This is a genomic window from Actinomadura rubteroloni, assembly GCF_002911665.1.
Classification (GTDB): domain Bacteria; phylum Actinomycetota; class Actinomycetes; order Streptosporangiales; family Streptosporangiaceae; genus Spirillospora; species Spirillospora rubteroloni.
This window is the reverse complement of record NZ_MTBP01000004.1, coordinates 196,049-221,035: the sequence shown is the minus strand read 5'-3', so window position 1 is coordinate 221,035 and position 24,987 is coordinate 196,049. Positions and strand designations below refer to the sequence as shown.

The 24,987-nt window shown below is 70.7% G+C and carries 23 protein-coding genes; 20 read left to right on the top strand and 3 right to left on the bottom strand.

The window, feature by feature from the left end; genetic code table 11:
• Positions 1 to 242: 242 nt before the first annotated feature.
• The 3 genes from BTM25_RS25280 (at position 243) to BTM25_RS25270 (ending at position 4,822) form a co-directional block, all read left to right on the top strand.
• On the top strand, positions 243 to 3,095 hold the full coding sequence (locus BTM25_RS25280) for a helix-turn-helix transcriptional regulator (RefSeq protein ID WP_103565523.1): 2,853 nt from the start codon (positions 243 to 245) through the stop codon (positions 3,093 to 3,095).
• 318 nt (positions 3,096 to 3,413) lie between these two features.
• Positions 3,414 to 4,220: an AfsR/SARP family transcriptional regulator gene (locus BTM25_RS25275; RefSeq protein ID WP_103565522.1), complete on the top strand. Its 807-nt coding sequence runs from the start codon at positions 3,414 to 3,416 to the stop codon at positions 4,218 to 4,220.
• A gap of 5 nt (positions 4,221 to 4,225) precedes the next feature.
• Positions 4,226 to 4,822, top strand: coding sequence for a dTDP-4-dehydrorhamnose 3,5-epimerase family protein (locus BTM25_RS25270; protein ID WP_103565521.1), 597 nt, complete (start codon positions 4,226 to 4,228; stop codon positions 4,820 to 4,822).
• A 104-nt stretch (positions 4,823 to 4,926) separates the two neighbouring features.
• On the opposite strand, the gene BTM25_RS25265 is transcribed toward BTM25_RS25270, so the two are convergent.
• The 3 genes from BTM25_RS25265 to BTM25_RS25255 all read right to left on the bottom strand — a co-directional run bounded on the left by BTM25_RS25265 (position 4,927) and on the right by BTM25_RS25255 (position 7,895).
• A complete protein-coding gene (locus BTM25_RS25265) occupies positions 4,927 to 5,853 on the bottom strand; it encodes an NADP-dependent oxidoreductase (RefSeq protein ID WP_103565520.1) in 927 nt (308 codons plus the stop codon).
• A 72-nt stretch (positions 5,854 to 5,925) separates the two neighbouring features.
• Positions 5,926 to 6,318, bottom strand: coding sequence for an SgcJ/EcaC family oxidoreductase (locus BTM25_RS25260; RefSeq protein ID WP_103565519.1), 393 nt, complete (start codon positions 6,316 to 6,318; stop codon positions 5,926 to 5,928).
• Positions 6,315 to 7,895, bottom strand: coding sequence for an FAD-binding oxidoreductase (locus BTM25_RS25255; RefSeq protein WP_103565518.1), 1,581 nt, complete (start codon positions 7,893 to 7,895; stop codon positions 6,315 to 6,317). The genes BTM25_RS25260 and BTM25_RS25255 overlap by 4 nt, the downstream gene beginning before the upstream one ends.
• A gap of 155 nt (positions 7,896 to 8,050) precedes the next feature.
• Between BTM25_RS25255 and BTM25_RS25250 the strand changes: the two genes are divergently transcribed.
• From BTM25_RS25250 to BTM25_RS25170, 17 genes are all read left to right on the top strand, one after another.
• Positions 8,051 to 9,202, top strand: coding sequence for a glycosyltransferase (locus tag BTM25_RS25250; protein WP_103565517.1), 1,152 nt, complete (start codon positions 8,051 to 8,053; stop codon positions 9,200 to 9,202).
• Positions 9,199 to 10,284, top strand: a complete 1,086-nt coding sequence (locus tag BTM25_RS25245) for an acyl-CoA dehydrogenase family protein (RefSeq protein ID WP_103565516.1) — start codon at positions 9,199 to 9,201, stop codon at positions 10,282 to 10,284. Before BTM25_RS25250 ends, BTM25_RS25245 begins: the two co-directional genes overlap by 4 nt.
• Positions 10,281 to 11,105 (top strand): aromatase/cyclase, encoded by an 825-nt coding sequence (locus tag BTM25_RS25240; RefSeq protein ID WP_103565515.1) that lies wholly within the window; start codon positions 10,281 to 10,283, stop codon positions 11,103 to 11,105. Before BTM25_RS25245 ends, BTM25_RS25240 begins: the two co-directional genes overlap by 4 nt.
• Positions 11,102 to 11,851 (top strand): cyclase family protein, encoded by a 750-nt coding sequence (locus BTM25_RS25235; protein WP_103565514.1) that lies wholly within the window; start codon positions 11,102 to 11,104, stop codon positions 11,849 to 11,851. Before BTM25_RS25240 ends, BTM25_RS25235 begins: the two co-directional genes overlap by 4 nt.
• Before the next feature lie 14 nt (positions 11,852 to 11,865).
• Positions 11,866 to 12,465: a malonic semialdehyde reductase gene (locus tag BTM25_RS25230; protein ID WP_103565513.1), complete on the top strand. Its 600-nt coding sequence runs from the start codon at positions 11,866 to 11,868 to the stop codon at positions 12,463 to 12,465.
• Between the two features lie 35 nt (positions 12,466 to 12,500).
• The gene (locus BTM25_RS25225; protein WP_103565512.1) at positions 12,501 to 13,766 is read left to right on the top strand and encodes a beta-ketoacyl-[acyl-carrier-protein] synthase family protein; all 1,266 of its coding nucleotides are present in this window, start codon (positions 12,501 to 12,503) and stop codon (positions 13,764 to 13,766) included.
• Positions 13,763 to 14,986: a ketosynthase chain-length factor gene (locus BTM25_RS25220; RefSeq protein ID WP_103565511.1), complete on the top strand. Its 1,224-nt coding sequence runs from the start codon at positions 13,763 to 13,765 to the stop codon at positions 14,984 to 14,986. Before BTM25_RS25225 ends, BTM25_RS25220 begins: the two co-directional genes overlap by 4 nt.
• 55 nt (positions 14,987 to 15,041) lie before the next feature.
• Positions 15,042 to 15,287 (top strand): acyl carrier protein, encoded by a 246-nt coding sequence (locus BTM25_RS25215; RefSeq protein ID WP_103565879.1) that lies wholly within the window; start codon positions 15,042 to 15,044, stop codon positions 15,285 to 15,287.
• On the top strand, positions 15,287 to 16,825 hold the full coding sequence (locus tag BTM25_RS25210; protein WP_103565510.1) for an FAD-dependent monooxygenase: 1,539 nt from the start codon (positions 15,287 to 15,289) through the stop codon (positions 16,823 to 16,825). The genes BTM25_RS25215 and BTM25_RS25210 overlap by 1 nt, the downstream gene beginning before the upstream one ends.
• On the top strand, positions 16,822 to 17,271 hold the full coding sequence (locus tag BTM25_RS25205) for a lipocalin-like domain-containing protein (protein ID WP_103565509.1): 450 nt from the start codon (positions 16,822 to 16,824) through the stop codon (positions 17,269 to 17,271). Before BTM25_RS25210 ends, BTM25_RS25205 begins: the two co-directional genes overlap by 4 nt.
• Positions 17,272 to 17,344: 73 nt before the next feature.
• Complete coding sequence (locus BTM25_RS25200; protein ID WP_103565508.1) at positions 17,345 to 18,196, top strand: NAD(P)H-binding protein; 852 nt, start codon at positions 17,345 to 17,347, stop codon at positions 18,194 to 18,196.
• Positions 18,193 to 19,056 carry a glucose-1-phosphate thymidylyltransferase RfbA gene (rfbA, locus tag BTM25_RS25195; RefSeq protein WP_103565507.1) on the top strand — a complete coding sequence of 288 codons (864 nt, stop codon included), beginning with the start codon at positions 18,193 to 18,195 and terminating at the stop codon, positions 19,054 to 19,056. Before BTM25_RS25200 ends, rfbA begins: the two co-directional genes overlap by 4 nt.
• A gap of 37 nt (positions 19,057 to 19,093) precedes the next feature.
• Positions 19,094 to 20,095 carry a dTDP-glucose 4,6-dehydratase gene (gene rfbB, locus BTM25_RS25190; protein ID WP_103565506.1) on the top strand — a complete coding sequence of 334 codons (1,002 nt, stop codon included), beginning with the start codon at positions 19,094 to 19,096 and terminating at the stop codon, positions 20,093 to 20,095.
• Positions 20,092 to 21,033, top strand: a complete 942-nt coding sequence (gene rfbD, locus BTM25_RS25185; RefSeq protein WP_103565505.1) for a dTDP-4-dehydrorhamnose reductase — start codon at positions 20,092 to 20,094, stop codon at positions 21,031 to 21,033. Before rfbB ends, rfbD begins: the two co-directional genes overlap by 4 nt.
• A gap of 100 nt (positions 21,034 to 21,133) precedes the next feature.
• Complete coding sequence (locus BTM25_RS25180) at positions 21,134 to 22,168, top strand: ketoacyl-ACP synthase III family protein (protein WP_146059146.1); 1,035 nt, start codon at positions 21,134 to 21,136, stop codon at positions 22,166 to 22,168.
• A 17-nt stretch (positions 22,169 to 22,185) separates the two neighbouring features.
• Positions 22,186 to 23,163, top strand: coding sequence for a 3-oxoacyl-ACP synthase III family protein (locus tag BTM25_RS25175; protein ID WP_103565503.1), 978 nt, complete (start codon positions 22,186 to 22,188; stop codon positions 23,161 to 23,163).
• A 141-nt stretch (positions 23,164 to 23,304) separates the two neighbouring features.
• Positions 23,305 to 24,849: an acyl-CoA carboxylase subunit beta gene (locus BTM25_RS25170; protein WP_103565502.1), complete on the top strand. Its 1,545-nt coding sequence runs from the start codon at positions 23,305 to 23,307 to the stop codon at positions 24,847 to 24,849.
• The last annotated feature ends 138 nt before the right edge of the window (positions 24,850 to 24,987 follow it).

Sequence of the window (24,987 nt, the reverse complement as noted above, 5' to 3'; positions counted from 1 at the left end):
CCTGCGCGGACACCGCCGGGTTCCGACCCGAGACCGTCACCCGGCCCCGAAAGGAGACACGGCACGACCGGCTCGAACTCGCTTATCAATATTTAATGAGCACATTTTATTATTGAACGAGCGACGACCACATGTTCGTAATCCCGCGACGCACGCGCCGCCACCGCCATCGATCGACCGCCGTTTCATCGGATTCGGGCATCGATCACACGGGGCAAGCACGAAGTTGGAGGTTGTGAACGATGCTGATCGAACGGGACACGGAGAGCGAGGAACTCGCCGACGCCCTCTCCGCGGCCGCGGACGGCACCGGCGGAATGGTCCTCGTGACAGGTCCCGTCGGAAGCGGGAAGACCGAGTTCCTGTCCGCGTTCGCCGGACACGCCGTACGTGCGGGAGCCGTGGCCGTGCGCGCCACGGGCTCGGCGGCGGAGCGGAACGTCCCGCTCGCGGTCATTCACCAGCTCACCTCTGATATACCGTCCGACAAGGCGGCGGCGATCGGTCTCCGGCGGCTGCTCAGTACGGCCCGGGACGGCGTCCATGACCTCACCTTCTCCCGGACGGGCGCGATCACACCACCGGCGGCGAACCTCTTCATCGACGTGTGGGAGCACATCCTGCGTCTGGCCGACCAGACGCCGTTGGTCATTCAGGTCGACGATGTCCAGCACATCGACGACGCCTCTCTGCACTGCCTGCTGTTTTGTGCCCGCCGGCTCTCGTCGGCCCGGGTCCTGCTCGTCCTTGCCGACAGCGGCCAGTCCCGGCAGCTCTCCACGATGTTGCAGGCGGAGGCCGCGCACCTTCCGAACTACCGAAGCCTGCGGCTCGCCCCGCTGACGCCGCGCGGGACGGCACGCGTACTGTCGCGACATCTCGGCGTGCCCGCGCCCCCCAGGCTGGTCGCAGCCTGCCACGCGCTCACCGGCGGAAACGTTTCCCTCGTCCGCGCGATCGCGGCGGATTGTGCGAACGCGCGCGGACGCCCGGCGGACGAACCGGTGATCGGTGCCGCCTTCCGCTCCACCGTGCACGCGAACGTCCGTCGCTGCGGGGATGCCACCGTCCAGGTGGCGGCCCTGCTCGCGGTGCTCGGTGGTCTGGCGACACGACGGCTGCTGACCAAGGCTCTCGCTGCGGACCCGATGGCGATCGCGCAGGACCTCGACACGCTCGAGGCGATGGGCCTGACCGAGGGCGAGCGCATACGGCGGCCCGCCGTAGGCGCGGCGGTGCTGGAGAGTTTCTCCGCCGAGACGCGGGCGGGCCTGCACCGGCAGGCTGCCGTGCTGTTACACGACGTCGGCGGCCCCGCGACGGTCATCGCGGACCACCTGCTCGCCGCCGGCTCCATCGACGCATCGTGGGCGGGCGGCATCCTGGAAGAGGCCGCCGATGCCGCTCTGGACGCGGGTGATCACCATCGGGCGATCGAGTTCCTCCGCCTGGCCGCACAGCGTCACGGCGCCGGGGGGCGTCAGTACGAGATCATCGCCAAGGTCATGCTGATCGAGCGGCAGCATGATCCGCGCTCCGCGATCAGGCACCTGCCGACACTGGTCGATGCCCACCGGCTGGGACGCCTGGGCGACCGGACCGCACTGGAACTGGTCGACGCGCTCACGTGGGACGGGCAGTACGCATCGGCGTCGAAGATCCTCCGGCAGATGACGGCGCCGGGGACGCGGCACGATCCCGAAACCGTCTCCTGGCTCCATGTCACCCGGTACCGTGCGCGGCACACGTTTCCGGTACTGCGGCAGAGTCTTCGAGAGGTACAGGAAACGGACGTCCGACACGTCTCGACCGCGGAGCGCGCCGCCGCGGCGCTCACGCGGGTGCTGGCCCGGGACAACGAGGCCGAGGCCGCCGACCAGGCCGAGTTGATCCTCACGATGCCGCCCGTGGCCGACTACACGACGAGTGCGATCAAGATGGCCGTGGTCGCGCTCGTCTACGCCGGCCGGATCAAGAAGGCGCGGCAGTGGTGCGACCGGTACCTGCGCGAGTGGGCGGCGAGCGCACCGGCCGCCTGGCGGGGAGCGCTCTCGGCTATCCGCGCGGACATCGCGCTGCGGGAAGGCGATCTCGGCGCCGCGTCCAAGCACGCCAGGAAAGCACTCGACCTGGTGGACTTCGACACCTGGGGGGTGGGCCTGCCCGATCCGCTGGGCAAGCTCATTCTCGCCGCGACCTGGTCGGGAGACCTCCAGACCGCGACCCATCTGATCAGCCGTCCAGTGCGCCAGGAGGCATTCCAGACGCGTTTCGGCCTTGTCTACGTCCACGCGCAGGTGCATTACAACCTGGCCCTGAGGCAGCCGGAGGTCGCCTTGCGGAAAGCCCTGGCCTGCGGTCGGCTGATGCAGGACTGGGACCTCGACCATTCGTCGCTCGTTCCCTGGCGCACCGACGCCGCCGAGGCATATCTCCAGTTGGGCGAGCTGGATCGCGCCAAAGAACTGGCCCAGGAGCAGTTGCGCCGGGCCGGCGCGACCGATGCCCGGTCCCGTGCCATCGCGCTCCGCGTCGTCGCCTCGACCATCGAACCGTCCAGCAGGCTTCCCCTCCTGACGCGCGCGGCCGACCTGCTGCGCGCCTGTGGCGACCGGCTCGAACTGGCCCGTGTCCTGGCCGACCGGGGGATCGCCCGCTGGGCGCTGCACGAGGCCGATCGCGGCACGGCCGATCTGGCCGACGCCCGTCGCCTGGCCCTGGAGTGCGGCGCGATGCCGCTCGTCTCGGCGCTGGATCCCCTGGTCGAGAAGGAGAACGCGGTCGAGGAGACCCCGGTCGTGTCGCCCGGCGTCTCGCTTCTCGCCCCCCGGCGGGACGCCAGGGCATCGAGGAAGAACCTGGAGTCGCTCACGAAAGCCGAACTGCGGGTCGTGGAACTGGCCGCGGCCCGGCATTCCAACCGTGAGATCTCCAGAAAACTGAGAATCACGGTCAGTACCGTCGAGCAGCACCTCACGAACGCTTTCCGCAAGCTGGGGGTTCGTCGCAGGACCGACCTGTGGACGTTCTTCCATGTCGATGCGCTGCGCAAGCCCCCGGGAGATCACGGCTCCGCTTCCGGTAACGCGGTCTGAGCGACCCTCCGGTCCACCCGGGCGCGAGCATCGACACCGTGCAGCGTTGCCCACGGGACTTCCGGCGGAAGGCGTGGCTTTCTCTCGGTGTATCACTCGCCGACGCGGGCCAGCTCGCCCACAGTGATGCCGTCGCCACGATCGGCCGCCATTTCCTACGCGACCCCTTAGGGGTCGGACAAAAATTTATAGGGGTCGGCTCCGTCAAATCATTGGGGGTCGCATGCCACTCGACAATTAATATCTCACAGGGCTGTACGCCGGGATGTCACGCGACTTACGCTGAGATCACCGCCGTCCCCGCCTTGGAGGTCGAACGTGGAAGAACACCGGAGGATCACCGTTCTCGGGCCGCTCACCCTGTCCACTCTCAACAGGGTCAACGCCGCTCCGAGCGCTCCCAAGGAACGCAAGATACTCGTCCTCCTGCTCCTCAATCACGAGCAGACGGTACCGGTGTCGGTACTGATCGACGAGCTGTGGGGAGAAGCTCCCCCCAAGTCCGCTCGAACCGCGCTCCAGACCCATGTCATGAACGTCCGGCGCGGCCTCACCGAGAAGTTCGGCCTGTCCAGCGAAACAGTGCGAAGGCAGGTGCTCACAACGAGCAACGATGGATATTCGATAAACTTCGGCTCGGTTTTCTTCGACCTCAGGGAGTATCTCCGCCTCATTCGAGAAGGACAAAACTCCGTCGCCGCCGGGAACCACCACCGATCGGTGGAACTCTTCCAGACGGCCGAAGCTCTGTGGCAGGGGCCCGTCCTCTCCGACGTCGAACACGGGATGCCGCTGCGCGCCGAGGTCACCCGTCTTGAGCAGCTGCGGCTGGCGAGCCAGGAAACGTGCATCGAGAGCGAGCTGCGCCTCGGGCGCCACCGGGAACTGATAGCGGAGTTGTCGCGGCTCACGCTGCAGAACCCCTATCACGAACGGTTGCACGAGTACCTGATGCTCGCCCTCCATCGGGCGGGCAGGCGCGTGCAGGCGCTGGAGGTGTTCCACCGGCTGCGCAAGGCGATGATGGACGAGGTCGGCCTCGTGCCCTCCGGACGGGTCCAGAGGCTCCAGGAGGAGATCCTGCACGCCCGCGACGGCGGCGAACTCTCCCTGGCGAATGGATGACGGCGATGGAGCCCCTGTCGCTGGACGGCGCCCATCTGATCAGTCCCGTGCCGCACCCCGACGAGAGAGGCGAGCTTTACCAGATCTTCGACTCCGGCGAGCTCCGGGCCGCCGTCGGGCACGCGATGCGGGTCAGCCAGGCCAACTGCCTGGTGTCCCGGCGCGGCGCGATCCGCGGGATCCATTTCGCCGAAGTCCCACCCGGTCAGGCCAAATACGTCATGTGCCCGTCCGGTTCGGTCCTCGACGTCATCGTCGACCTGCGCGTCGGATCGCCGACGTTCGGCCATTGGGAGAGCGTGGTCCTTGACGACGCGCGTCCGCGCTGCGTCTACGTGGCCGAGGGTCTCGGCCACGCCCTGATGGCCCTGTCGGAACGGGCCGCCGTCGTTTACCTGTGCTCCCGTCCGTACACGCCGGAACGGGAGCACGCCGTCAACCCGATGGACGACTCGATAGGAATCGACTGGCCCGCCGATATTCAACCGATCCTTTCGGAACGGGACCGCGGGGCGCCGACCCTGGCCGAGGCCGAGCGGGCGGGCGTGCTGCCGACGTACGCGGCCTGCCAGGCGTTCGCCTCGGCGTTGCGGGCCACCTGACCCGTCGGCGCGCACCGGTCTTCGGCGACCGCCCGGTACGCCTCCGGCCCCGCTCGTACGAGCGGGGCCGGAGGGACGCGCGGACCCGTCAGGACGGGCCGGTGTCAGCCCGGCAGCACGACGAGCTTGCCGCGGGCGTGACCGGTCTGGCTCTCCCGGTGCGCGTCGGCCGCCTCGGCCAGCGGGTAGGCGTGGCTGACGGTGAGGGTGACGTGGCCGTCCGCCACCAGTTCCGCCGCCGCGCCGAGCAGCCGGGAGATCTCTTCGGCGGGGGCGGCGACGAATCGGACGCCCGATTCCGCCGCGCTCGCGTCGGCGATCGTGAGCACCCGGTCGGCGCTCCCCGTCAGGTCGAGGAGCTCGGCCAGGCTGCCCGCCCCGGCGAGGTCCAGCGCGCCGGCGATCCCGTCGGGCGCGACCTCCCGGACCCGCTCGGCCAGCTTCTCGCCGTAGGCCACCGGCACGACGCCCAGCGAACGCAGGTAGTCATGGTTCCGGGCGGACGCGGTCCCGATCACGTTCAGGCCCTGGTGCCGCGCGGCCTGGACGGCGAACGTGCCGACGCCGCCGGCCGCCCCGTCCACGAGGAGAGTGTCCCCACGCGACAGCCCGAGCAGTTCGAGCAGGTACAGGGACGTCGACCCGGCCACCGGCAGCGCGGCAGCGGTCTCCCAGGGGATCGAGGCGGGCTTGCGCACCAGCATCTCGGCGGGGGCGAGGGCCAGTGCGGCGTACCCGCCGGTGCCGATCGAGCCGAGCACCTCGTCACCGACCGCGTGACCTGTCACGCCCGGGCCGACCGCGTCCACCACGCCGGCGACCTCGCCGCCGGGTACCGCCGGCAGGTCGACGGGCATGAACTGCGCCATCGCACCGCTGCGCAGTTTCCAGTCCATCGGGTTCACGCCCGCCGCACGCACCGAGACCCGCACCTGGCCGGGGCCGGGGGGCGGGACGTCCAGTTCCACCGTCCGGAGCACGTCCGGCTCTCCATACTCGGAAAACTGGACGGCCCGATAAGTACGTGTCATGTGTCCTCTTCCGCGATCTCGGAGTTGGTCATGGGGCGCTCGGGAGTCTACTCCGCCGCAGCTCCTTCGTGATCACTTCAGGGGGCAGTTGTGATACGCGGTGATGAACCATTCGCCGTCGACCCTGGTGATCGTCCAGGTGGCCACTCGCCTACCGTCCTCCGGCACGGCGTTTTCACCTGCCATGATGATGCCGATGTCGCTGATAACGACCACGGTGTCGTCGTTGATACGGCGGATCAGCCGCGGCTTGTTCGTCGCCCGGCTGCCGGTGAGCTGGCCGTCGAAGGCCGTGCGCATGAACTCCCGGATCTCCTCGCGCCCGTTCTGGAAGATGCCGGTCATGACGAGGGTGGCGTCCTCGGTGTAGACCGCCGCCACGGCGTCGGCGTCATTGGCGGCCCACGCTCCGACGAACCGGTCCAGTACGTCGCGGACGATCGTGTCGGTCTCATTGGTGGTCATCGCTGCTCACTCCGATCAGATGCGGGACGAATGGACAGTGTGTGCTGGAAAACGTGCAACGGATCCCAGTCGGCCTTGATCCGCTGCAGTCGCGGATAGTTCTCCTTGTAGTAGAGGTCGTGCCAGGGCACGCCCGAGGCGTTCCATGCGGGATCGGTCAGGTCGACGTCCGGATAATTGATGTAGGAGCCGTCATTGGCCGCACCCGGCACCGGTACGCCGCCGGTATCGGCGTACACGTCGCGGTAGAGCCGCCGGAGCCAGTCGAGATTCTCGGCGTCGGCGTCCGCGTCCTGCCAGGTCGCCGTGTAAACGGCTTTGATGATCGAGTCGCGCTGTGCGAGCGCGGTGGCCGACGGGCCGACCGCGTTCACCATTCCGCCGTAGGAGACGAGCCAGAGACGCGCCAGTTCGATGGACGGCCGACGTTCGATGAGGTAGTCGTAGATCGTGTCGACCTGGCGGTCGGAGAACGAGCGCCGCAGGTATCCGGCCTTGCCCTTGTACCTCGCGTACTCTGCGCCGCGCTGGGAATCGGTGTCGGGACTGTGCGGGATGACGGCGTGCATCCAGGGTGTTTTCGCGCCGACCTGCCGGACGCCGCCCACGCCGGCGTCGACCGCGTCGAAGTAGTTCTCGAGCATGGCGGGCGCGTCCGGCCGTCCACCGTCCACCTGGGCGAAGAGCAGGAGGTCGGCCGGGCCGTCGACGGCCTGCCGCCCGGTGATCATCAGGGTGGAGTGGAGTGCGTTGGTCCGTTGCCCCGGCGCGCTGTTGTCCTCGTGCCAGCGGCCGTGGTTGCTCATGAGCCGCTGGAAGTCCTCGCGCGTCAGGTCTTTCCATGACCACATGAGCGCGCCGCCGATCAGCGCCGTCGGCGGTTTCGGCAGCGACGCCGCGGGATCGGATCCGTCGCCGCCGGGTGATCGCAGCCAGTACCGGGTGACGACGCCGAAATTCCCCCCGCCGCCTCCCGTGTGCGCCCACCACAGGTCGTGGTTCGGATCACCAGGGTCCCGGGTGGCGCGCACCGCGCGAGCGACGCCGTCACGTCCGACGACCACCACCTCCACCGCGTGCAGGTGGTCGACGACCGAGCCCAGCGAACGGGACAGCGCCCCGTAGCCTCCGCCCTGGATGTGGCCTCCCGCGCAGACCGAGTGACACCAGCCGCCGGGGATCGTCACTCCCCAGCCCAGATAGAGGGTGCGGAAGATGTCGCCGAGCTGCGCTCCGGACTCGACGGCGAAGGCCCGCATCTCGGGGTCCCAGTACACGGCGTTCATCGCCGACATGTCGAGGATCGTTCCGCCCGGACGCTCGCCGACCGAGTTCTCCAGCGAGTGTCCGCCGCTGCGCACCGTGATGTGCAGCCCGTCCGCGACCGCCCCGGTCACTGCGGCGGCGACCTGTTCGGCGGAGGACGGCAGGTGGAACCGCTCCGGCCGGTGGTCGAAGCGCTCGTTCCTCCTCCGCAGCGTCAGATCCGCGTAACGCCGGTCTCCGGCGCCGACGGTGACCAGGGATGCCCTCTCCGCTCCGGCCGCCGCGACGGGCGCCCCTGCCAGGTTGAACATGTGCCCACTTTCCGTTCGTCGGTGCGAGAACGTTTCGGTCGCCCATGATCGGCCATCGCACTTTTTGAACGCTCAAGGATCACTCAAAAAATCGGGATGACGCGGATGAGTGATCCTTGAGCGAGCACGGAGCGACCCCGCCTAGCTTTTGACTCATGCGAATTCTCGTCTGCACCTACCCGACGGCCAGCGACATTTTCTCCACGGTTCAGTTGGCGTGGGCGCTGCGCTCCGCCGGGCACGAGGTCCTCTACTGCGGAGCGGGCGACGGCATGCGAGAGGTCGCCGGCGCCGGACTTCCCTATGCGGACATCGCGCCGCCGGGAGCCGACCTCACCGCGCCTTTCACCCGGCGGGCGCAGCGCAGCGGTGCCACGGGCCAGCTCGTCTGGTATCGCGGCGGGACAGTGCGGGAGAGCGATGTCGAGTCCGCCGTCGAGTTGTTCGGTGAGCTTTCGGCGATGGTCGCCGGCGGCGCGGTGCGACTGGCCCGCGACTGGCGGCCCGACCTGGTGATCGGGACCGATCACCAGGGCTCCGGACCGCTCGTGGCCGCGCAGCTCGGCATCCCGCTGGTCTCGGTGAGCCCGCTGTTCGCGATCATTCCCGACATGCTGGACCGCGTACGGCGATCCATCGCCGACTCCTATCAAGAGAACGGGGTCACCGGCGCTCCGCGAAAAGTGCTGAAACTGCGGCAGGCGCCACCCAGCCTCAACCGGCTGGAATCGGATCATCGGCCCATGCGCCATGTTCCCTACAACGGGACGTACGCGCATCCTGTCAACGAATGGATCTCGCCGGAGAAGGGCCGAGCCCGCGTCTGCGTCACCCTCGGGACGTTTGTGCCGAAATATGACGGCATGGAGACCTTGCGCAAGCTCATGAAGGAATTCGGTCAGGTTCCAGCGACGATCGTCATGGCGCTCGGAGACGTCGACCTGAGCGAGCTCGGCGACGTGCCGGACAATGTGCGGCTGCATCGCTGGATTCCGCTGAACCTGCTCCTGCGGACCTGCGACGCGATCGTCCACCACGGCGGGTCGGGGACGACCTTCGCCGCGCTCGAGGCGGGATTGCCGCAGATCGTGCTGCCGCACGGGGCGGACCAGTACTTCAACGCCTCCACCGTCGCCGAGCGCGGCGTCGGGGTCATCGGCGAGCGCGCGTCCCTGACCGCCGGCGACATCGCCGCGGTTCTCGCCTCCCGCGCGGCGGCGGAGGCGGCTGCCGAGGTCAGGGCCGAGATCGCGGCGATGCCGGCGCCCGCCCGGATCGCGGCCGAGGTGGAGGAGTTCGCCCGATGAGCACCCGCACGCGCATTCCCCGCACCCTCGCCGCGACGGCCGCCGAGTTCGCGGTCTCCGCCGACGTCGAGCGCGAACTCGTCCCCGAGGTGGCGGCCGGTCTCATCGACGCGGGATTCGCACGGTGGTTCACGCCCGCCGTCACCGGTTCGTTCGCCGAACTGGCCGACGGCCTGCGGGAGGTCGCGGTCAACTGCCCGGCCGCCGCCTGGTGCGGCCTGGTCTGGGCCACTTCGGGGCGCATGGCCGCCTTCCTTCCCGAACGGGGACAGCGCGACGTGTGGGAGGACGGCCCGGACGTCCCCATCGCCGCCTCCCTCATGCCCGCCGGAGCTGCGGAACGCGTCCCCGGAGGCTGGCGCCTCACCGGCGAGTGGCACTACCTGTCCGGCATCGACCACGCGCGGTGGGCGCTGCTGTGCGCGACGGCCGGCGGCGAGCCCCGCTACTTCGCTGTCCCCGCCGCCGACTACGTCGTCAAGGACACCTGGTTCACGCTCGGCATGCGCGGTACCGGGAGTAGATCGGCCGTGCTGGAGGGCGTGACGGTGCCCGAGCATCGCACGGTTCCGCAGGCCCGGGTCTGGAACGGAGTCCCCGGCGATCCCCGACACCTCTGCTACCGCGTCCCGCTGACCGGCGCGCATCCGACGATGTTCGCCTGCCCCGCGCTCGGCGCGGGCGACGCCGCTCTCGCGCTCTGGTGCGAGTCGGTCGCGCACCCGGGTGCCGGAGGCGGCCACGACGAGATCTTCGCCCGTTCTGCCGGCGAGCTGGACGCGGCCCGGCTCCTCATCGCGCGAACCACCCGAGCCTTGGACGCGGGCGAGACCACGGCGGTGGACGCCGCGCGGAACGCCCGTGACGCCTCGTTCGCGGCCGATCTCGTACTCACCGCCGTGGACCGGCTCTTCCGGTCCCGGGGCGCCGCCGTCCACACCGAAGGCGATCCCCTTCAGCGACTCTGGCGCGACGTGCGCACCGCCACATCGCACGCCGCCCTCCATCCTGCCCGCAACTACGCCCTGTACGCGCACGCCGTCCGGCAGCGCGCGACCACCACCGAGACGGAGAACCGATGATCCATCACACCCTCATCTACCGCTTCGCGGATTCGGTGTCCGAGAAGGACCGTCAGCAGTTCCTCCATGAGCTGGGCGAGCTGGTCCTCGGTTCGGGCCTGGTCGAAGGCTTCGACGTGCAACCCCATCAGTGGCTGCCGGTGGACGACCGCTCGCCCGGCCTCACCGGCACCGTCATCGCGACCTACGCGTGCCGTGACCTGGAGACCATGCAGCGCTTCTCCGAGCAGCCGCGCACGCACGAGTTCATCGCCGGCTGGCGGTCGCGCATCAGTTACGAGGCCGCCTACGCCAACCACGCACCGCTCGTCCCCGTCGCCCCGGAGGTCTCCGCCATGAAGCACACCGAACACACCGTGACCGTGAACGCCCCCCTCGACGTCGTCTGGGAGGTGCTGGTGGACGTGGAGGGCTACGCCGAGATCTTCCCGCCGACTCAGGAGGTGACGATGCTGGAGCAGTCGCCCGAGCACCAGATCGCCCGCCTCGTCGTGGACGTCAACGGTGAGATCCAGTCGTGGGTGTCGCGCAGGGACATCGACGTCCAGCACCGGATCATCTCCTACCGGCAGCTGGAGAACGCGCCGCTCATGGCCCACATGGGCGGGGACTGGCGGGCCCTGCCGATCAAGGACGACGTCACCCAGCTCGTCCTCACCCATGACTTCAAGGCCAAGGATCCGGTGGACGGGAAGGTCGCCGGCAAGTACACGCCCGAGGAGGCCGAGGCGATGCTGGACGCCGCCGTCGAGCGCAACAGCGTCGCCGACCTCGGCGCCGTCAAGGAGGTCGCGGAGAAGAAGGCGGCCGAGCGGTCATGACGCGCCTGATCGACCTCAGCGTGAGCACCCGGGACACCCCGAGCGAGGCGACGCCGGTCAAGGTCGACCTCCTGGACCACGTGGCCGGCGCGACCGTCCTCGGCCTGTCGCCGGAGGACTTCCCGGGCGGGATGGCGATCTCCAACGAGACCGTCACGCTGACCACCCACACCGGGACGCACATGGACGCGCCCCTGCACTACGGACCGCTGACCGGCGACGCGCCGGCCAAGAGCATCGACCAGGTGCCGCTGGAGTGGTGCTGGGGACCGGGCGTCCGGCTGGACGTCCGGCATGTACCGCCCGGCGCCGGCATCACGGTCGCCCACCTGACGGAGGCACTCGAACGGGCCGGGCACGACCTCGCGCCGGGCGACATCGTGCTCCTGTGGACGGGCGCGGACGCCTTGTGGGGACGGGCGGACTATCTCACGTCGTTCCCCGGCCTCACGGGTGAGGGCACGGCGTTCCTGGTGGAGCGCGGCGTCAAGGTGATCGGAATCGACACCTGGGGGCTGGACCGGCCGCCCCGCTCGATGATCGAGGACTACCGGCGCACCGGCGACTCCTCCGTTCTGTGGCCCGCGCACATCTACGGCCGCGTCCGCGAGTACCTGCAGCTGGAGAAGCTCGCCCGGCTCGGCGACCTGCCGGCCGCCACGGGTTACACGGTGGCGTGCTTCCCGGTCAAGGTGGCGGGCGCGGGTGCGGGCTGGACCCGTGTCGTCGCGATCTGCGATCCCTGACCCGAGGAAACAGGATGTCCGACGTATCCCTGGCTCTGGACCCCGCTGCGCAGAGCCTGCTGTTCCGGCAGGCGCGCACCCCCAACTCCTTCGCCGCGACCCCGGTGCGCGACGAACAGCTCGAAGCGATCTACGACCTGGTGAAGTGGGCGCCGACCTCGACGAACCAGCAGCCGATGCGCATCACGCTCGTCCGGTCCGCCGAAGCCCGCGCCAGCCTGCTCGAACACGTCTGGCCGAGCAACCGCGGCAAGGTGAGTTCCGCCCCGGTGGTCGCGCTCCTCACCGCCGACCTGAACTTCCACGAGCGGCTCCCCGAGCTGTTCCCGCACGCGCCGAACTGCAAGGACCTCTACGCCGATCCGGATGCGCGGCGCGAGTCCGCGGTGTTCAACGCCGCCCTGCAGGTCGCGTACTTCATCATCGGCGTCCGCGCCGCCGGCCTCGCCGCGGGGCCGATCCTCGGCTACGACCCGGACGGGATCAACAAGACGTTCTTCGGCGACGGCGGCCAGGTCGTCGTCACGGTCCTCAACATCGGCGTCCCCGGCGAGAACCCGTGGTTCCCGCGCCTGCCCAGGCTCACGTTCGGCGACGTCGTCTCCTCCGTCTGACGACGGGTCCACTCCCCCTGCGAGAAAGGTCTCCCGTGCCCCATCGAGTAGCCATCACCGGAATCGGGGTCCGCGCCCCCGGCGGCCGTGGCCGCAAGGAGTTCTGGGATCTGCTGACCTCAGGCCGGACCGCGACTCGGGCGATCAGCCTCTTCGACGCCGGCGCGTTCCGGTCGCGGGTGGCCGGCGAATGCGACTTCGACCCGGAACTGGAGGGTCTGAGCCACCGGCAGATCCGCCGGATGGACCGGTCGACTCAGCTCGCCGTCGTCTGCGCCCGCGAAGCGGTCGCCGACAGCGGCCTGGACTTCGCGTCCACTCCCCCGCACCGCGTCGGCGTGAGCCTCGGCAGCGCCGTCGCCGCGGCGACCAGCCTGGAACGCGAGTACCTGGTGCTCTCCGACAGCGGACGCGACTGGCTCGCCGACCACCACCATTTGTCGCCCCACATGTTCGACTACCTGACGCCGGGCGTGGAACCGGCCGAGGTGGCCTGGGCCGTCGGCGCGGAAGGCCCGGTCACGATGGTCTCCGACGGCTGCACGTCCGGTCTGGACGCCCTCGGCCACGCCTGCCGGCTCATCCAGCGGGGCACCGTGAGCGTCGCCGTCGCCGGAGCCGCCGACACCCCGATCACCCCGATCGTCGTGGCCTGCTTCGACGCCATCAAGGCGACCACCACCCGCAACGACGACCCCGAGCACGCCTCCCGGCCGTTCGACCGGACCCGCGACGGATTCGTTCTGGCCGAGGGCGCCGCCATGTTCGTCCTGGAAGACCTCGACGGGGCACGTGCCCGCGGTGCGCACGTCTACGCCGAGATCACCGGGTACGCGACCCGGCTCAACGCCTACCACATGACCGGGCTGAAGACCGACGGCAGGGAGATGGCCGAGGCCATCGGGGTGGCGCTCGACCGGTCCCGCGTCGCACCCGCCGACGTGCACTATGTCAACGCGCACGGCTCGGGGACCAAGCAGAACGACCGGCACGAGACGGCGGCCTTCAAGCGCAGCCTCGGCGACCACGCCCGCCGTGTCCCGATCTCCTCGATCAAGTCGATGGTGGGGCACTCCCTGGGCGCGATCGGTTCGATCGAGATCGCGGCCTGCGCGCTGGCGCTGAACGACCAGATCGTCCCGCCGACCGCCAACCTGCACGAGCCCGCCCCCGAGTGCGACCTCGACTACGTGCCGCTCACGGCCCGGGAGCAGGAGATCGACACCGTGCTCAGTGTCGGGTCGGGGTTCGGGGGCTTCCAGACCGCGATGGTCCTGCGAAATCCGGAGGTCGCCGGATGAACGGCCAGGTGGCCGTGACGGGACTCGGCCTGCTCACGCCGATCGGCCGGACGGCCGAAGCCCACTGGTCGTCGGTTCTGGCGGGCCGCCATGGCTTCAGCGAGCTGACGCGCTTCGACTCCGCCGGGTATCCGGCACGGCTGGCCGGCCAGGTCACCGGCTTCGACGCCGCCGCGCACCTGCCCGGTCGGCTGCTCGCACAGACCGACGTGTCGACCAGGTTCGCGCTGGTCGCGGCCGAGGCGGCGCTCGCCGACGCCGGACTCGACACGTTGCTCGCCGAGGGCGGCGTTGACGACTACGACGTCGGCGTCATCACCTCCAACGCCACCGGCGGGTTCGAATTCACCCACCGGGAGTTCCGCAAGCTCTGGAGCGAAGGCCCGAAGTCCGTCAGCGTCTACGAGTCGTTCGCCTGGTTCTACGCGGTGAACACCGGGCAGATCTCGATCCGCCACGGGCTGCGCGGTCCCGGCAGGGTCGTCGTGGGCGAGCAGGCCGGGGGCCTGGACGCGATCGGCACCGCCCGGTCCACGGTGCGGGACGGCACACGTTTCGTGGTCACCGGCGGCGTCGACTCATCGTTCGATCCGTGGGGCTGGGTATCCCATCTGTCCTCCGGACGGATCAGCCACGCCGACGATCCGGAGCGCGCCTACCTGCCGTTCGACAGCGCGGCGAACGGTTACGTGCCCGGCGAGGGCGGGGCGATCCTGGTGCTGGAAGATCCCGCGTCCGCGCGGGAACGCGGCATCCCCGTGCACGGCCGGATCACCGGGTACGCGGCGACCTTCGATCCCCCACCGGGTTCGGACCGGCCCGGCAAGCTCGGCCTGGCGGCCGAACTGGCACTCGCGGACGCGGGCCTCGACCCGGCCGACGTGGACGTCGTCTTCGCCGACGGCGCGGGCCTCGCCGACCTCGACCGCGCCGAGGCGGCGGCGATCGTCGCGCTGTTCGGCGAGCGGGGCGTCCCGGTGACCGTGCCGAAGACGCTCACCGGACGGCTCTACGCCGGGGGCGGGCCGGTGGACGTCGCGACGGCCCTGCTCGCCCTCCGGGACGGCGTCATCCCGCCCACCGCGCACATCTCCTCGGTTCCCGGCCACTACGGGATCGACCTGGTGACCGGAGGCTCCAGGCCCGCCCGCCTGGCCAGCGCGCTCGTGCTGGCCCGCGGCAGGCACGGCTTCAACGCGGCGGTCGTGGTCCAGCGATGATCCGCCCGCCCGTCCGCGGACGGCTTGAGTTCCCCGAACGTGAAAGGTGCTGAAGATGACCGGTGAACAGTTGCTGACGATCCTGGCCGACTGCTCGGGAAACCGCGATCTGACCGATCCCGGAACCGACGCGCTCCATCGCACCTTCGAGGAGCTGGGCCTGGACTCGCTCGCGGTGATGGAGTCCGCGACGCGTGTCGAGCGCGAGTTCGGGGTGGCCCTCCCCGACGAGCGCATCGTCGACCTGGCGGGGCCGGCCGCGCTCCTCGCGGAGATCAACTCCCTGGCGGAGCACGCGTGATGGGCGCCGCGCCGCCGGTCGTGGTCGCAGGGGCGGGGCCCGTCGGGCTGACCCTCGCGGGCGAACTCGCGCTCCACGGCGTCGAGGTACTGGTGCTGGAACGGCGTGCCACGCCCGACCCGCTGGTCAAGGCCGGCTCGATCGGACCGCTGGCGGCCGGGTTCCTGCGCAGGCGCGGCCTCGGCGACGCGCTGGACCGGGCCGAACGCCGGACGCTGGAGCGTTATGAACAGATGGCCCGCGCGTCCGCGATCCCCCCGGAGAGCGTCGTGCCGCGTGAGCATCTGGCGGGCTTGGAGAAGGTGGAACACCGTGACGCCTCCCGTCGCCGAATGCGCGTCGAACAGCCCGTTCTCGTCGAGCTTCTGACCGAGCATGTGACGAGGCTCGGCGTCAGGGTGCTGCGCGAACGCGAGGTCGTCGGCGTGGACCAGGACGACCACGAGGTCGGTGTCACGGTGGCCGCGCCGGACGGTGCGAGCACCTTCCGTGCCTCCTTCCTCATCGGGTGCGACGGCGGCGACAGCGCCGTGCGGCGGCTCGCCGGCATTCCCTTCGTCGGGACGGCGCCGACGGTGACCGGACGGCAGGGAGTCGTCCGGCTCGCGGACGGGGACCGTCTCCCGCACGGCTTCCACTACACGGCCGCGGGCCTCGTCGTATGGGGACTCGGCGTGGACCGGGTCGCGGTGATCGAGTTCGACGGGCCGCCCGATCCGGACGCCGGTCCCATGACCCGTGCGGAGCTTCAGGAGAGCCTGCGGCGGGTCTCGGGACGCGAGGTGACGATCACCGCGATGGAGACGGGCGGCCGGTTCAGCGACCCCGCCCTCCAGGCGGAGACCTACCGGCTGGGCCGGGTCCTGGTCGCCGGTGACGCGGCCCATCTCCATGCCCCGTTCGGCGGGCAGGGACTCAACACCGGGATCACCGACGCCGCCAACCTGGGCTGGAAGCTCGCCGCGCACCTGAACGGCTGGGCCAGGGAAGGACTTCTCGACACCTACCACGCCGAACGGCATCCCGTCGGCGCGCGGCTGCTCGCCAACACCCGCGCGCAGACCGCGTTGATGAGGCCGGACGCCCACAGCACCGCCCTGCGCGCCCTGGTCGACCGGTTCCTGGACTTGCGGGAGGCCCGCCTGTTCGCGGGCGATCTGCTCAGCGGGACCGACCTTCCCTATGCGGTGGCCTGCGAGCACCCGCTGGCGGGCACCTTCTGCCCGGACATGACGCTGCGGACGTCCGGCGGCCGGCAGATCGGCCTCGCCGACCTGACCGCCGCCGGCCGGGGCGTGCTGCTCGACCTTTCCGACGACCCCGGCCTGCGGCGGGCCGCGGCACCGTGGACGCATCGCGTGGACGTCGTGACCGCCGTCACCGACCGTCCCGGTCCGCGCGCCCTGTTGGTCCGCCCGGACGGCTACATCGCCTGGGCGTGGAGCGAGGACGGGGAATTCTCGGTCCGGTCGCTGCTCCAGTCCCTGCGCACCTGGTTCGGACGGCGCCGGATCGACCGCGCGGAGGCCGCCGCATGACCGGGCCGCGCGGCGACGCCGCGAACGCGGCGCGGGTTCCCGCGCCACCGGACCTCGTCGGGGTCTGGACGCTGGCCGCCTTCCACGACGTCGAAGCGGACGGCGAACGCTCCGAAGGCCCGCTCGGCCCCGAGCCCCGGGGGCTGCTGATCTACACGGCCGACGGTCACGTCTCCGTCCACATGATGCGCGTCACCGGCACCGCGTCGGCCCCCGGCGCCCGCGACTACATGGGGTACGGGGGGACCTGGCGCATCGAGGACGGACGGATCGTGCACACGATCCGCGTCACTCCGACGCGGCCGTGGATCGACACCGAGCAGATCCGGGTCGCCGAACCGGACGGCCGGGACCGGCTCACGCTCCACGGCTCCGCCCGCGTCGGGGACGCCGAACGCAGGCGCGTCCTGGAGTGGCGCCGGCAGACCGGAGGCCCCGGTTCCTGAGACGGGCCGTCCCACGCACGCGCGGCCGGCGAAGGGCCGGCCGCTCCGGAGAACCGAACAAGGAGAAAAGGACATGACCATTCTCGTCACCGGCGGCCGTGGACACGTGGCCCGTAGCCTGACCGGCAAGCTCCTGGACGCGGGAGAGAAGGTGCGCGTCGGGACCACGACGCCGGACGGCTTCCCCGCGACCGACGCCGAGGTCGTCGAACTCGACCTGGCACGCCCCGAGACGTTCGCCGCGGCGCTCGACAAGGTGACGACCGTCTTCCTCTACGCGCGTCCGGAGGGCGTCGACGAGCTCGTCCAGGCGATGGAGCGCAGCGGCGTCGAGGCCGTGACCCTCCTCTCGACGCGCTCGCTGACGTTCGACGGCGCCGACTCCAACCCCATCGCCCAGATGCACGCGGCGGTGGAGAAGGTGCTGAGCCGGTCGGCGATCCCGTGGACGTTCCTGCGGGCGGGCACGTTCGCCACCAACACGCTCCAGTGGGCGAAGTCCATCCGCTCCGAGGGACTGGTACGCGCCCCCTACCCGAATTCGCACGCCGCCGCGATCCACGAGGCGGACATCGCCGACGTCGCCGTGCTCTCTCTCACGCAGGACGGGCACGCGCGCCGGTCCTATGTGATGAGTGGCCCCGTCTCACTGACGCAGCGTCAGCAGGTCGAGGCCATCTCCCAGGCGACCGGCCGCGAGATCGAGTTCGTGGACATCGACCCCGACGAGTACCGCGAGACCCTCAAGCGGTGGGGGCAGGGCCAGTTCGTCGACCAGCTGCTCCGCTACCTGACCATGTGGGACGGCAAGCCCGTGCCGGTCGTGGACGTGCGGAAGCAGCTCACGGGACGCCCCGGGCGCGGCTACGCGCAGTGGGCCATCGACCACGCCGAAGACTTCCAGCAGAGGGCCGAAAAGTCATGAAGGGCATCATCCTCGCGGGAGGAAACGGCACCCGCCTGCTCCCGCTGACCATCGCCGTCTCGAAACAGCTCCTCCCCGTCTACGACAAACCGCTCATCTACTACCCGCTGGCCACGCTGATGCAGGCGGGGATCCGGGACGTCCTCATCATCTCGTCCCCGGCGGATCTCCCCAGCTTCGAACGGGTCCTCGGCAACGGCTCGGACCTCGGGATGCGGCTGTCCTACGCCGAGCAGGCACGTCCCGTCGGCATCGCCGACGCGTTCCTGGTCGGCTCCGACTTCGTCGGCGACGAGCCCGTGGCGCTGATCCTCGGGGACAACGTGTTCCACGGGGCGCGCCTGCCGGAACTCGTCCGCGCCGCGGCCCGGGACCTCGACGGATGCGTCCTGTTCGGTTACCACGTCGCCGATCCACGCCAGTTCGGCATCGCGGAGAAGGACGCCGGCGGACGGCTCGTCGGCCTGGAGGAGAAGCCGGAGCATCCGCGCGGCTCCGAGGCGGTCACCGGGCTGTACCTCTACACCCCCGACGTGGTGGACATCGCCCGGAGCCTGCGTCCCTCCGCCCGCGGCGAACTGGAGATCACCGACGTCAACCGCGCCTACCTCGCGCAGGGCCGGGCGGAGCTGGTGTCGCTCGGACCGGGCCACGTCTGGATCGACGCCGGCACCCACGAGGGGCTGCTGGACGCCGCGCAGTACGTGCGGACGGTCCAGCGGCACGAGAACCTGCGCATCGCCTGCCTGGAGGAGATCGCCCTGCGGATGGGTCATATCAGCCCCGAGACCTGCCGGTCGCTCGGATCCCGCCAGGACGCCTCCGGATACGGCCAGTACGTCCTGGCCACGGCCGGTTAGCCGCCCCGCCGTCTTCCAGCGGAAAGGTGTATCACGCATGACACGCTTTCTCGTCACCGGCGGGGCGGGCTTCATCGGCTCGCACTACGTCCGGCGACTCCTGACCGATCCCGCCCCGGCAGCCGCCGACAGGACCGTCACGGTCCTCGACCGGCTCACCTACGCGGGGAACGAGGCGAACCTGGCGCCCGTGGCCGACGACGGGCGGCTGCGGCTGGTCGTCGGCGACGTATGCGACACCGCGCTGCTCTCCCGGCTCCTGGCCGACACCGACGTCGTGGTGCACTTCGCCGCGGAGTCGCACGTCGATCGGTCGATCTCCGGAGCCGCCGAGTTCATCCGGACCAACGTGCAAGGGACCCAGTCCCTGCTCATGGGCTGCCTCGAACATCGGGTGCGCAAGGTCGTGCTGGTGTCCACCGACGAGGTATACGGCTCGGTCCCTGCCGGATCCAGCACGGAGGACGACCCGCTCGATCCCAGCTCGCCGTACTCGGCCTCCAAGGCCGGCGCCGACCTGCTCGGCATGGCGTTCCACCGTACCCACGGGCTCCCGGTCTGTGTGACCAGGGGCTCCAACACCTACGGGCCGTACCAGTTCCCCGAGAAAATCATCCCCCTGTTCGTCACCAACCTGCTCGACGGCCTGCCGGTCCCCCTTTACGGGGACGGCCTGCACGTTCGCGACTGGCTGCACGTGGACGACCACTGCGCGGGAATCCAGCTCGTCGTGGCGGGCGGACGGCCGGGCGAGGTCTACAACATCGGTGGCGGCAACGAGCTGACCAACCGCGCGCTCACCGACAAGATCCTGCGTCAGGCGGGCGCCGGTCCGTCCGCGGTCCGGCGGGTGCCAGACCGCGCCGGACACGACCTGCGCTACTCCCTCGACTGCTCGAAGATCCGTGAGGAGCTGGGCTACCGGGCGAGGGTCGACTTCGACCGGGGGCTGGCCGAGACCGTCCGCTGGTACGCGGCCAACCGCGCGTGGTGGGAGCCCATGAAACAGCGTTCGGAACCGTTGGTGAGCGTTCGATGACGGGTCCGGCGATCCTCGTGGCCGGCGGGCACGGCCTTCTCGGCACCGAACTGGCGCGGGTGGCGTCGTCCGCGGGCGTCCTGCTCGTCCGTGCCTCGTCAGCCGAGCTGGACGTCACCGATCCCGTGTCGGTGGCGTCCGGCGTGCGCCGGTTCACGGAGGCCGCGCGGGCGGGGAACCGGCCGGCGGTGGTCGTCAACGCCGCCGCCGACACGGCGACGGACGCCGCGGAGAGCCGGCCGGACCCCGCCTACCGGGTGAACGCCGAAGGCCCGGTGAATCTCGGCATGGCCTGCCTGGACCACGGGATCCCGCTCATCCACATCTCCAGCGACTACGTCTTCGACGGTCGAGCCCGCGTCCCCTACGAGCCGTACCATCCGCCCAATCCGCTGAACGTCTACGGGAAGAGCAAGGTCGCGGGCGAGCGTGCGCTGCTGGATCTCGGAGCGCCCGCCTGGATCGTGCGCACGTCCTGGCTGTTCTCCGCGCAGGGGGGCAACTTCCTCACCACGATGGCCCGTCTCGAACGGGAACGGGCCGAGATCACCGTGGTGGACGACCAGACCGGATCCCCGACCTGGGTGCGCGATCTGGCGTCCGGTCTGCTCGCGCTCGCCGGGCGGGTGACGGCGGACGACCCGCCGGCGGGGAGCAGGGTCCTGCACTACGCGAACGCCGGGCAGACCACGTGGCACGGCCTCGCCCACGCCGTCTTCGACGCGCTGGGAGCGGATCCGTCCCGTGTCCGGCCCTGCACCAGCGAGGAGTTCGCGCGTCCCGCACGCCGTCCCTCGTACTCCGTGCTGAGTCCGCGGGCCTGGTGCGAGGCGGGGCTCCCGCCGCCCCCGCCGTGGCGGTCGGCGCTCACCGCCGCCCTGGCCGCGAACGGACCCGGCGAGGTCGTCGATCAGGAGCGGACCTTCCTGTCCCGCTGAGAGGACAGACCGCGCGGGGCGGAGCGGGCGCGCCGGAGCCGTGGGTCCGCCGGCCGCCCGCGCCACCCGGCCGGTCCGCACGAAGACGAAGGGACAAGACGTGCGATGGGATGACGTGTTCATCGCGGGGACGGGTGCGAGCCTCCCCGCCGGAGTCACGGCCGCGTCGGCGGTCGCGGCGGGACGGTACGACGCGGAGGTGGCGGCGCGCAGCCGGCAGCTCGCGGTGACCGTCGCCGGGGACGGTGCCGGAACGGCCCCGGAGTTCGCGGTCGGCGCCGCGCGCCGGGCGCTCGCGGGGTCCGGGCACGAACCCGGCGACGTGGGGATCCTGCTCCACGCGGTCGTCCTCCACGACGGCATCGACGCCTGGAATCCGGCGACCTACATTCAGCGGGAACTGGGGATCACGCAGTGCGTCCCCGCCCAGCTCCGCATGGTGTGCAACGGCAGTCTCGTCGGCGTCACCCTCGCGTGCGCGTTCTTGCGGGCCCTTCCGGCGCAGCCCGCCGCGCTCATCACGGCGTCCGACTGCTGGCCCGATCCCGTGATCGACCGCTGGGACGCCCCCGGGTTCGTGTTCGGCGACGGAGGTGGGGCCGTGGTCCTGTCCCGCGAGGGCGGATTCGCCCGGCTGCTCGCGACGGCGACGCACACCGACCCGGAGGTCGAGGGCCTGACCCGTGGCGCCGAGCCGTTCGGTCCGTTCCGGACGAGCGCCGACAACCCGATCGACCTCCGGCGACGGGCGAAGGAGTTCCTCGGGACCGCCATGCCCGACGAAGAACTGTGGAAGCGCTGGGACGACGGGATGCGAGCGGTCGCGGACGAGGTGACGGCGGACACGGGGATCCGCCCGGACGACGTCGAGCACATCATCACCCCGTTCCTCGACCCGTCGAACGTCGACCGGCAGTACCTGACGCCGCTGGGACTCGATCCGGCGCGCACCACGTGGGAGCACGGCCGGCACATCGGTCACCTCGGCGCCGCGGACTATTTCGTGGCGCTGGACCGGCTGGCCGGGTCGGGGCAGCTCGCCCCCCGCGATCGGGTGCTCGTCCTCGGTGCCGCCGGGGGGACCTGGTGTGCCGTCCTACTGGAGATCGTCGCGCCGCCCCCGGCGCGTCCCTAGCAGACGGAGGAAGAACCATGCCTGCCGGAATCCTCGCGATGGGCGGTCACGTGCCGCCGGACGTCGTCGGCAACGACACGATCGCGGCCTGGGCCGATACGACGCCCGCGTGGATCGAGACCCGCACCGGCGTCCTCGAACGGCGCTGGGCCGCCCCGGAGACGCCGACGTCGGAACTGGCGCTCGCGGCGGTGCGCGACCTGCTCCGCACGAGCCCGGCCGCGCTCGACGATCTCGGCGCGATCATCGTCGCCACGTCCACTCCCGACCAGCCGCAACCGTCCACGGCGGTGATCGTGCAGGACCTGCTCGCCGCCGCGCCCGTCCCGGCCTGGGACGTCAACGCGGTGTGCAGCGGGTTCCTGTACTCCCTGGTGATGGGGGCCGCGCTGGTGAAGGACGGCGGTGCGCCCGTCCTCATCGTGGGTGCCGACAAGTACTCGTCGATCGTGGACGGCACGGACCGGCGCACCGTGTCGTTGTTCGGGGACGGCGGCGGGGCGGTGGTGCTGGGCGACGTGCCCGAGGGCTACGGTCTGCGGGCTTCCCGGCTCGCCGCGCACGGACGGCACCGCGCCTACGTGGAGGTCGTCGGCGGTGGTACCCGCCGCCCCCTGGACACCAGCGGACTCGCGGTCGGGGACCACCTTTTCCGGATGCAGGGACGGCCCGTCCGCGACTACCTCTTCCAGGTCCTGCCGGGCATGATCCATGACGTCCTCGACGACGCCGGGATGAAGGTCGGGGACGTGGACCGCTTCATCTTCCATCAGGCGAATCCGCGTCTCCTCCAGGAGCTTTCCCGTGACCTGGGCATCGACCCCGGAAAGATGCCGCTGACCGCCGACTGGTTCGGCAACACGGGTGCGGCGTCGGTACCGCTCACCCTCTGGCACAGCGACACGACACGTCCGCTGGAGCGCGGCGAGCAGGTGCTCCTCGCCTCCGTGGGCGGCGGCATGACCGCGGCCGCCGCCGTCATGACGTGGTACTGAGCGCATCACCGAACGACGGGTTCAGCCGTACCGGCCCCGCACGGCCCGAGCCGTCCGCGGGACGAGGAAGGAGAGGACACCATGAGCATCGCCGAAGAAGCCGCCCCGCCATCGGTTCTCCAGCGACGAGCGGAACCCCGGATGCGCGACCTGGCCGCCGACCTGCAGCGGCGCCGGGAGGACGTCCGGAGCGGACCGGACGTCCGGGCGACCGAGGCCCAGCGGGCGCGCGGCAAGCTGACCGCGCCGGAGCGGCTCGATCTGCTGTTCGACGCCGGCACGTTCACCGAGATCGAGCCGTGGCGCCGGCACCGCGCGACCGGATTCGGGCTGGAACGGCGGCGGCCCCACGGCGACGGAGTCGTCACCGGGTGGGGACACGTCCACGGCAGGACCGTGTTCGCCTACGCCCACGACTTCCGCGTCTTCGGCGGGGCCCTCGGTGAGGCGCACGCCGAAAAGATCCACAAGCTCATGGATCTCGCGGAGGCCGCCGGAGCGCCGATCGTCGGCGTGTGCGACGGCGCGGGTGCGCGCATCCAGGAGGGGGTGACCGCCCTGGCCGGCTATGGCGGCATCTTCCAGCGGAACGTGCGCAATTCGGGCGTGCTGCCGCAGATCAGCGTGATCGTCGGCCCGTGCGCGGGCGGCGCCGCCTACTCGCCGGCCCTCACCGACTTCGTGTTCATGGTGCGCGACATCGCGCAACTGTTCGTCACCGGGCCGGACGTGGTGCGCGCGGTGACCGGCGAGACCGTCACCATGGACGAGCTCGGCGGCGCGGACGTCCATGCCGACTCCTCCGGAGTGGCGTCGTTCGTCTACGACGACGAGGCGTCCTGCCTGGACGACGTCCGCTACCTCCTGTCGCTCCTCCCGTCCAACAACCGCGAGCTGCCGCCGGAGGCGTCGTGCGCGGACCCTGTCGACCGGCGTGCCGACCGGCTGCTGGACCTGGTGCCCGCCGATCCCGGTCAGGCGTACGACATGCGCGGGGTGATCGGCGAGATCGCGGACGACGGCGAGTTCTTCGAGGTGCACGAGCGCTGGGCGCCGAACCTCGTGTGCGCGCTGACGCGGCTCGGCGGACACGTCGCCGGGATCGTCGCCAACCAGCCCGGACGGCTGGCGGGCGCACTGGACATCGCGTCCGCGGAGAAGGGGGCGCGCTTCGTGCAGATGTGCGACGCGTTCAACATCCCGCTGGTCACGCTGGTGGACGTTCCCGGTTTCCTCCCCGGGGTGGACCAGGAGCACGGCGGCATCATCCGGCACGGCGCGAAACTCCTCTACGCCTACTGCAACGCCACCGTGCCCCGCGTACAAGTGATCCTGCGCAAGGCGTACGGCGGCGCCTACATCGTGATGGACTCCCGCTCGATCGGCGCGGACGTGTCGTTCGCGTGGCCGGCCAACGAGGTCGCCGTGATGGGGGCCGAGGGGGCGGCGGGCGTGATCTTCCGCCGCGAGATCGCCGCGGCCGCCGAACCCGAACGTGCCCGGGCCGAACGCATCGCCGAATACCGGGAACGGCTCATGCATCCGTACTACGCCGCCGAACGGGGTCTGGTCGACGACGTCATCGACCCGGCCGACACCCGGTCCGCGCTGATCGGCGCGCTCACGATGCTGCGCGCCAAACACCGGCCGATTCCCTCCCGCAAGCACGGGAACCAGCCGCAATGAGCACGGTGGGGAGAGAAGGCCCGCCCGCCGAGTCCGGAGATCTCGTCGTGGACGGAGACCTCGGGAACGAAGAGATCGCGGCCCTGGTCTCCGTCCTGGCGCTCCAGGCGAACCAGCCGCGAACCGTCGCGGCGCCGT

What these genes read in the sequence shown, in the direction of transcription:
- BTM25_RS25280 (WP_103565523.1), top strand. Translation starts at nt 243, where the DNA reads ATGCTGATCGAACGGGACACGGAGAGCGAGGAACTCGCCGACGCCCTC.
- BTM25_RS25270 (WP_103565521.1), top strand. Translation starts at nt 4,226, where the DNA reads ATGGAGCCCCTGTCGCTGGACGGCGCCCATCTGATCAGTCCCGTGCCG.
- BTM25_RS25265 (WP_103565520.1), bottom strand. Translation starts at nt 5,853, where the DNA reads ATGACACGTACTTATCGGGCCGTCCAGTTTTCCGAGTATGGAGAGCCG.
- BTM25_RS25260 (WP_103565519.1), bottom strand. Translation starts at nt 6,318, where the DNA reads ATGACCACCAATGAGACCGACACGATCGTCCGCGACGTACTGGACCGG.
- BTM25_RS25255 (WP_103565518.1), bottom strand. Translation starts at nt 7,895, where the DNA reads ATGTTCAACCTGGCAGGGGCGCCCGTCGCGGCGGCCGGAGCGGAGAGG.
- BTM25_RS25250 (WP_103565517.1), top strand. Translation starts at nt 8,051, where the DNA reads ATGCGAATTCTCGTCTGCACCTACCCGACGGCCAGCGACATTTTCTCC.
- BTM25_RS25245 (WP_103565516.1), top strand. Translation starts at nt 9,199, where the DNA reads ATGAGCACCCGCACGCGCATTCCCCGCACCCTCGCCGCGACGGCCGCC.
- BTM25_RS25240 (WP_103565515.1), top strand. Translation starts at nt 10,281, where the DNA reads ATGATCCATCACACCCTCATCTACCGCTTCGCGGATTCGGTGTCCGAG.
- BTM25_RS25235 (WP_103565514.1), top strand. Translation starts at nt 11,102, where the DNA reads ATGACGCGCCTGATCGACCTCAGCGTGAGCACCCGGGACACCCCGAGC.
- BTM25_RS25230 (WP_103565513.1), top strand. Translation starts at nt 11,866, where the DNA reads ATGTCCGACGTATCCCTGGCTCTGGACCCCGCTGCGCAGAGCCTGCTG.
- BTM25_RS25220 (WP_103565511.1), top strand. Translation starts at nt 13,763, where the DNA reads ATGAACGGCCAGGTGGCCGTGACGGGACTCGGCCTGCTCACGCCGATC.
- BTM25_RS25215 (WP_103565879.1), top strand. Translation starts at nt 15,042, where the DNA reads ATGACCGGTGAACAGTTGCTGACGATCCTGGCCGACTGCTCGGGAAAC.
- BTM25_RS25210 (WP_103565510.1), top strand. Translation starts at nt 15,287, where the DNA reads ATGGGCGCCGCGCCGCCGGTCGTGGTCGCAGGGGCGGGGCCCGTCGGG.
- BTM25_RS25205 (WP_103565509.1), top strand. Translation starts at nt 16,822, where the DNA reads ATGACCGGGCCGCGCGGCGACGCCGCGAACGCGGCGCGGGTTCCCGCG.
- BTM25_RS25200 (WP_103565508.1), top strand. Translation starts at nt 17,345, where the DNA reads ATGACCATTCTCGTCACCGGCGGCCGTGGACACGTGGCCCGTAGCCTG.
- rfbA (WP_103565507.1), top strand. Translation starts at nt 18,193, where the DNA reads ATGAAGGGCATCATCCTCGCGGGAGGAAACGGCACCCGCCTGCTCCCG.
- rfbB (WP_103565506.1), top strand. Translation starts at nt 19,094, where the DNA reads ATGACACGCTTTCTCGTCACCGGCGGGGCGGGCTTCATCGGCTCGCAC.
- rfbD (WP_103565505.1), top strand. Translation starts at nt 20,092, where the DNA reads ATGACGGGTCCGGCGATCCTCGTGGCCGGCGGGCACGGCCTTCTCGGC.
- BTM25_RS25175 (WP_103565503.1), top strand. Translation starts at nt 22,186, where the DNA reads ATGCCTGCCGGAATCCTCGCGATGGGCGGTCACGTGCCGCCGGACGTC.
- BTM25_RS25170 (WP_103565502.1), top strand. Translation starts at nt 23,305, where the DNA reads ATGCGCGACCTGGCCGCCGACCTGCAGCGGCGCCGGGAGGACGTCCGG.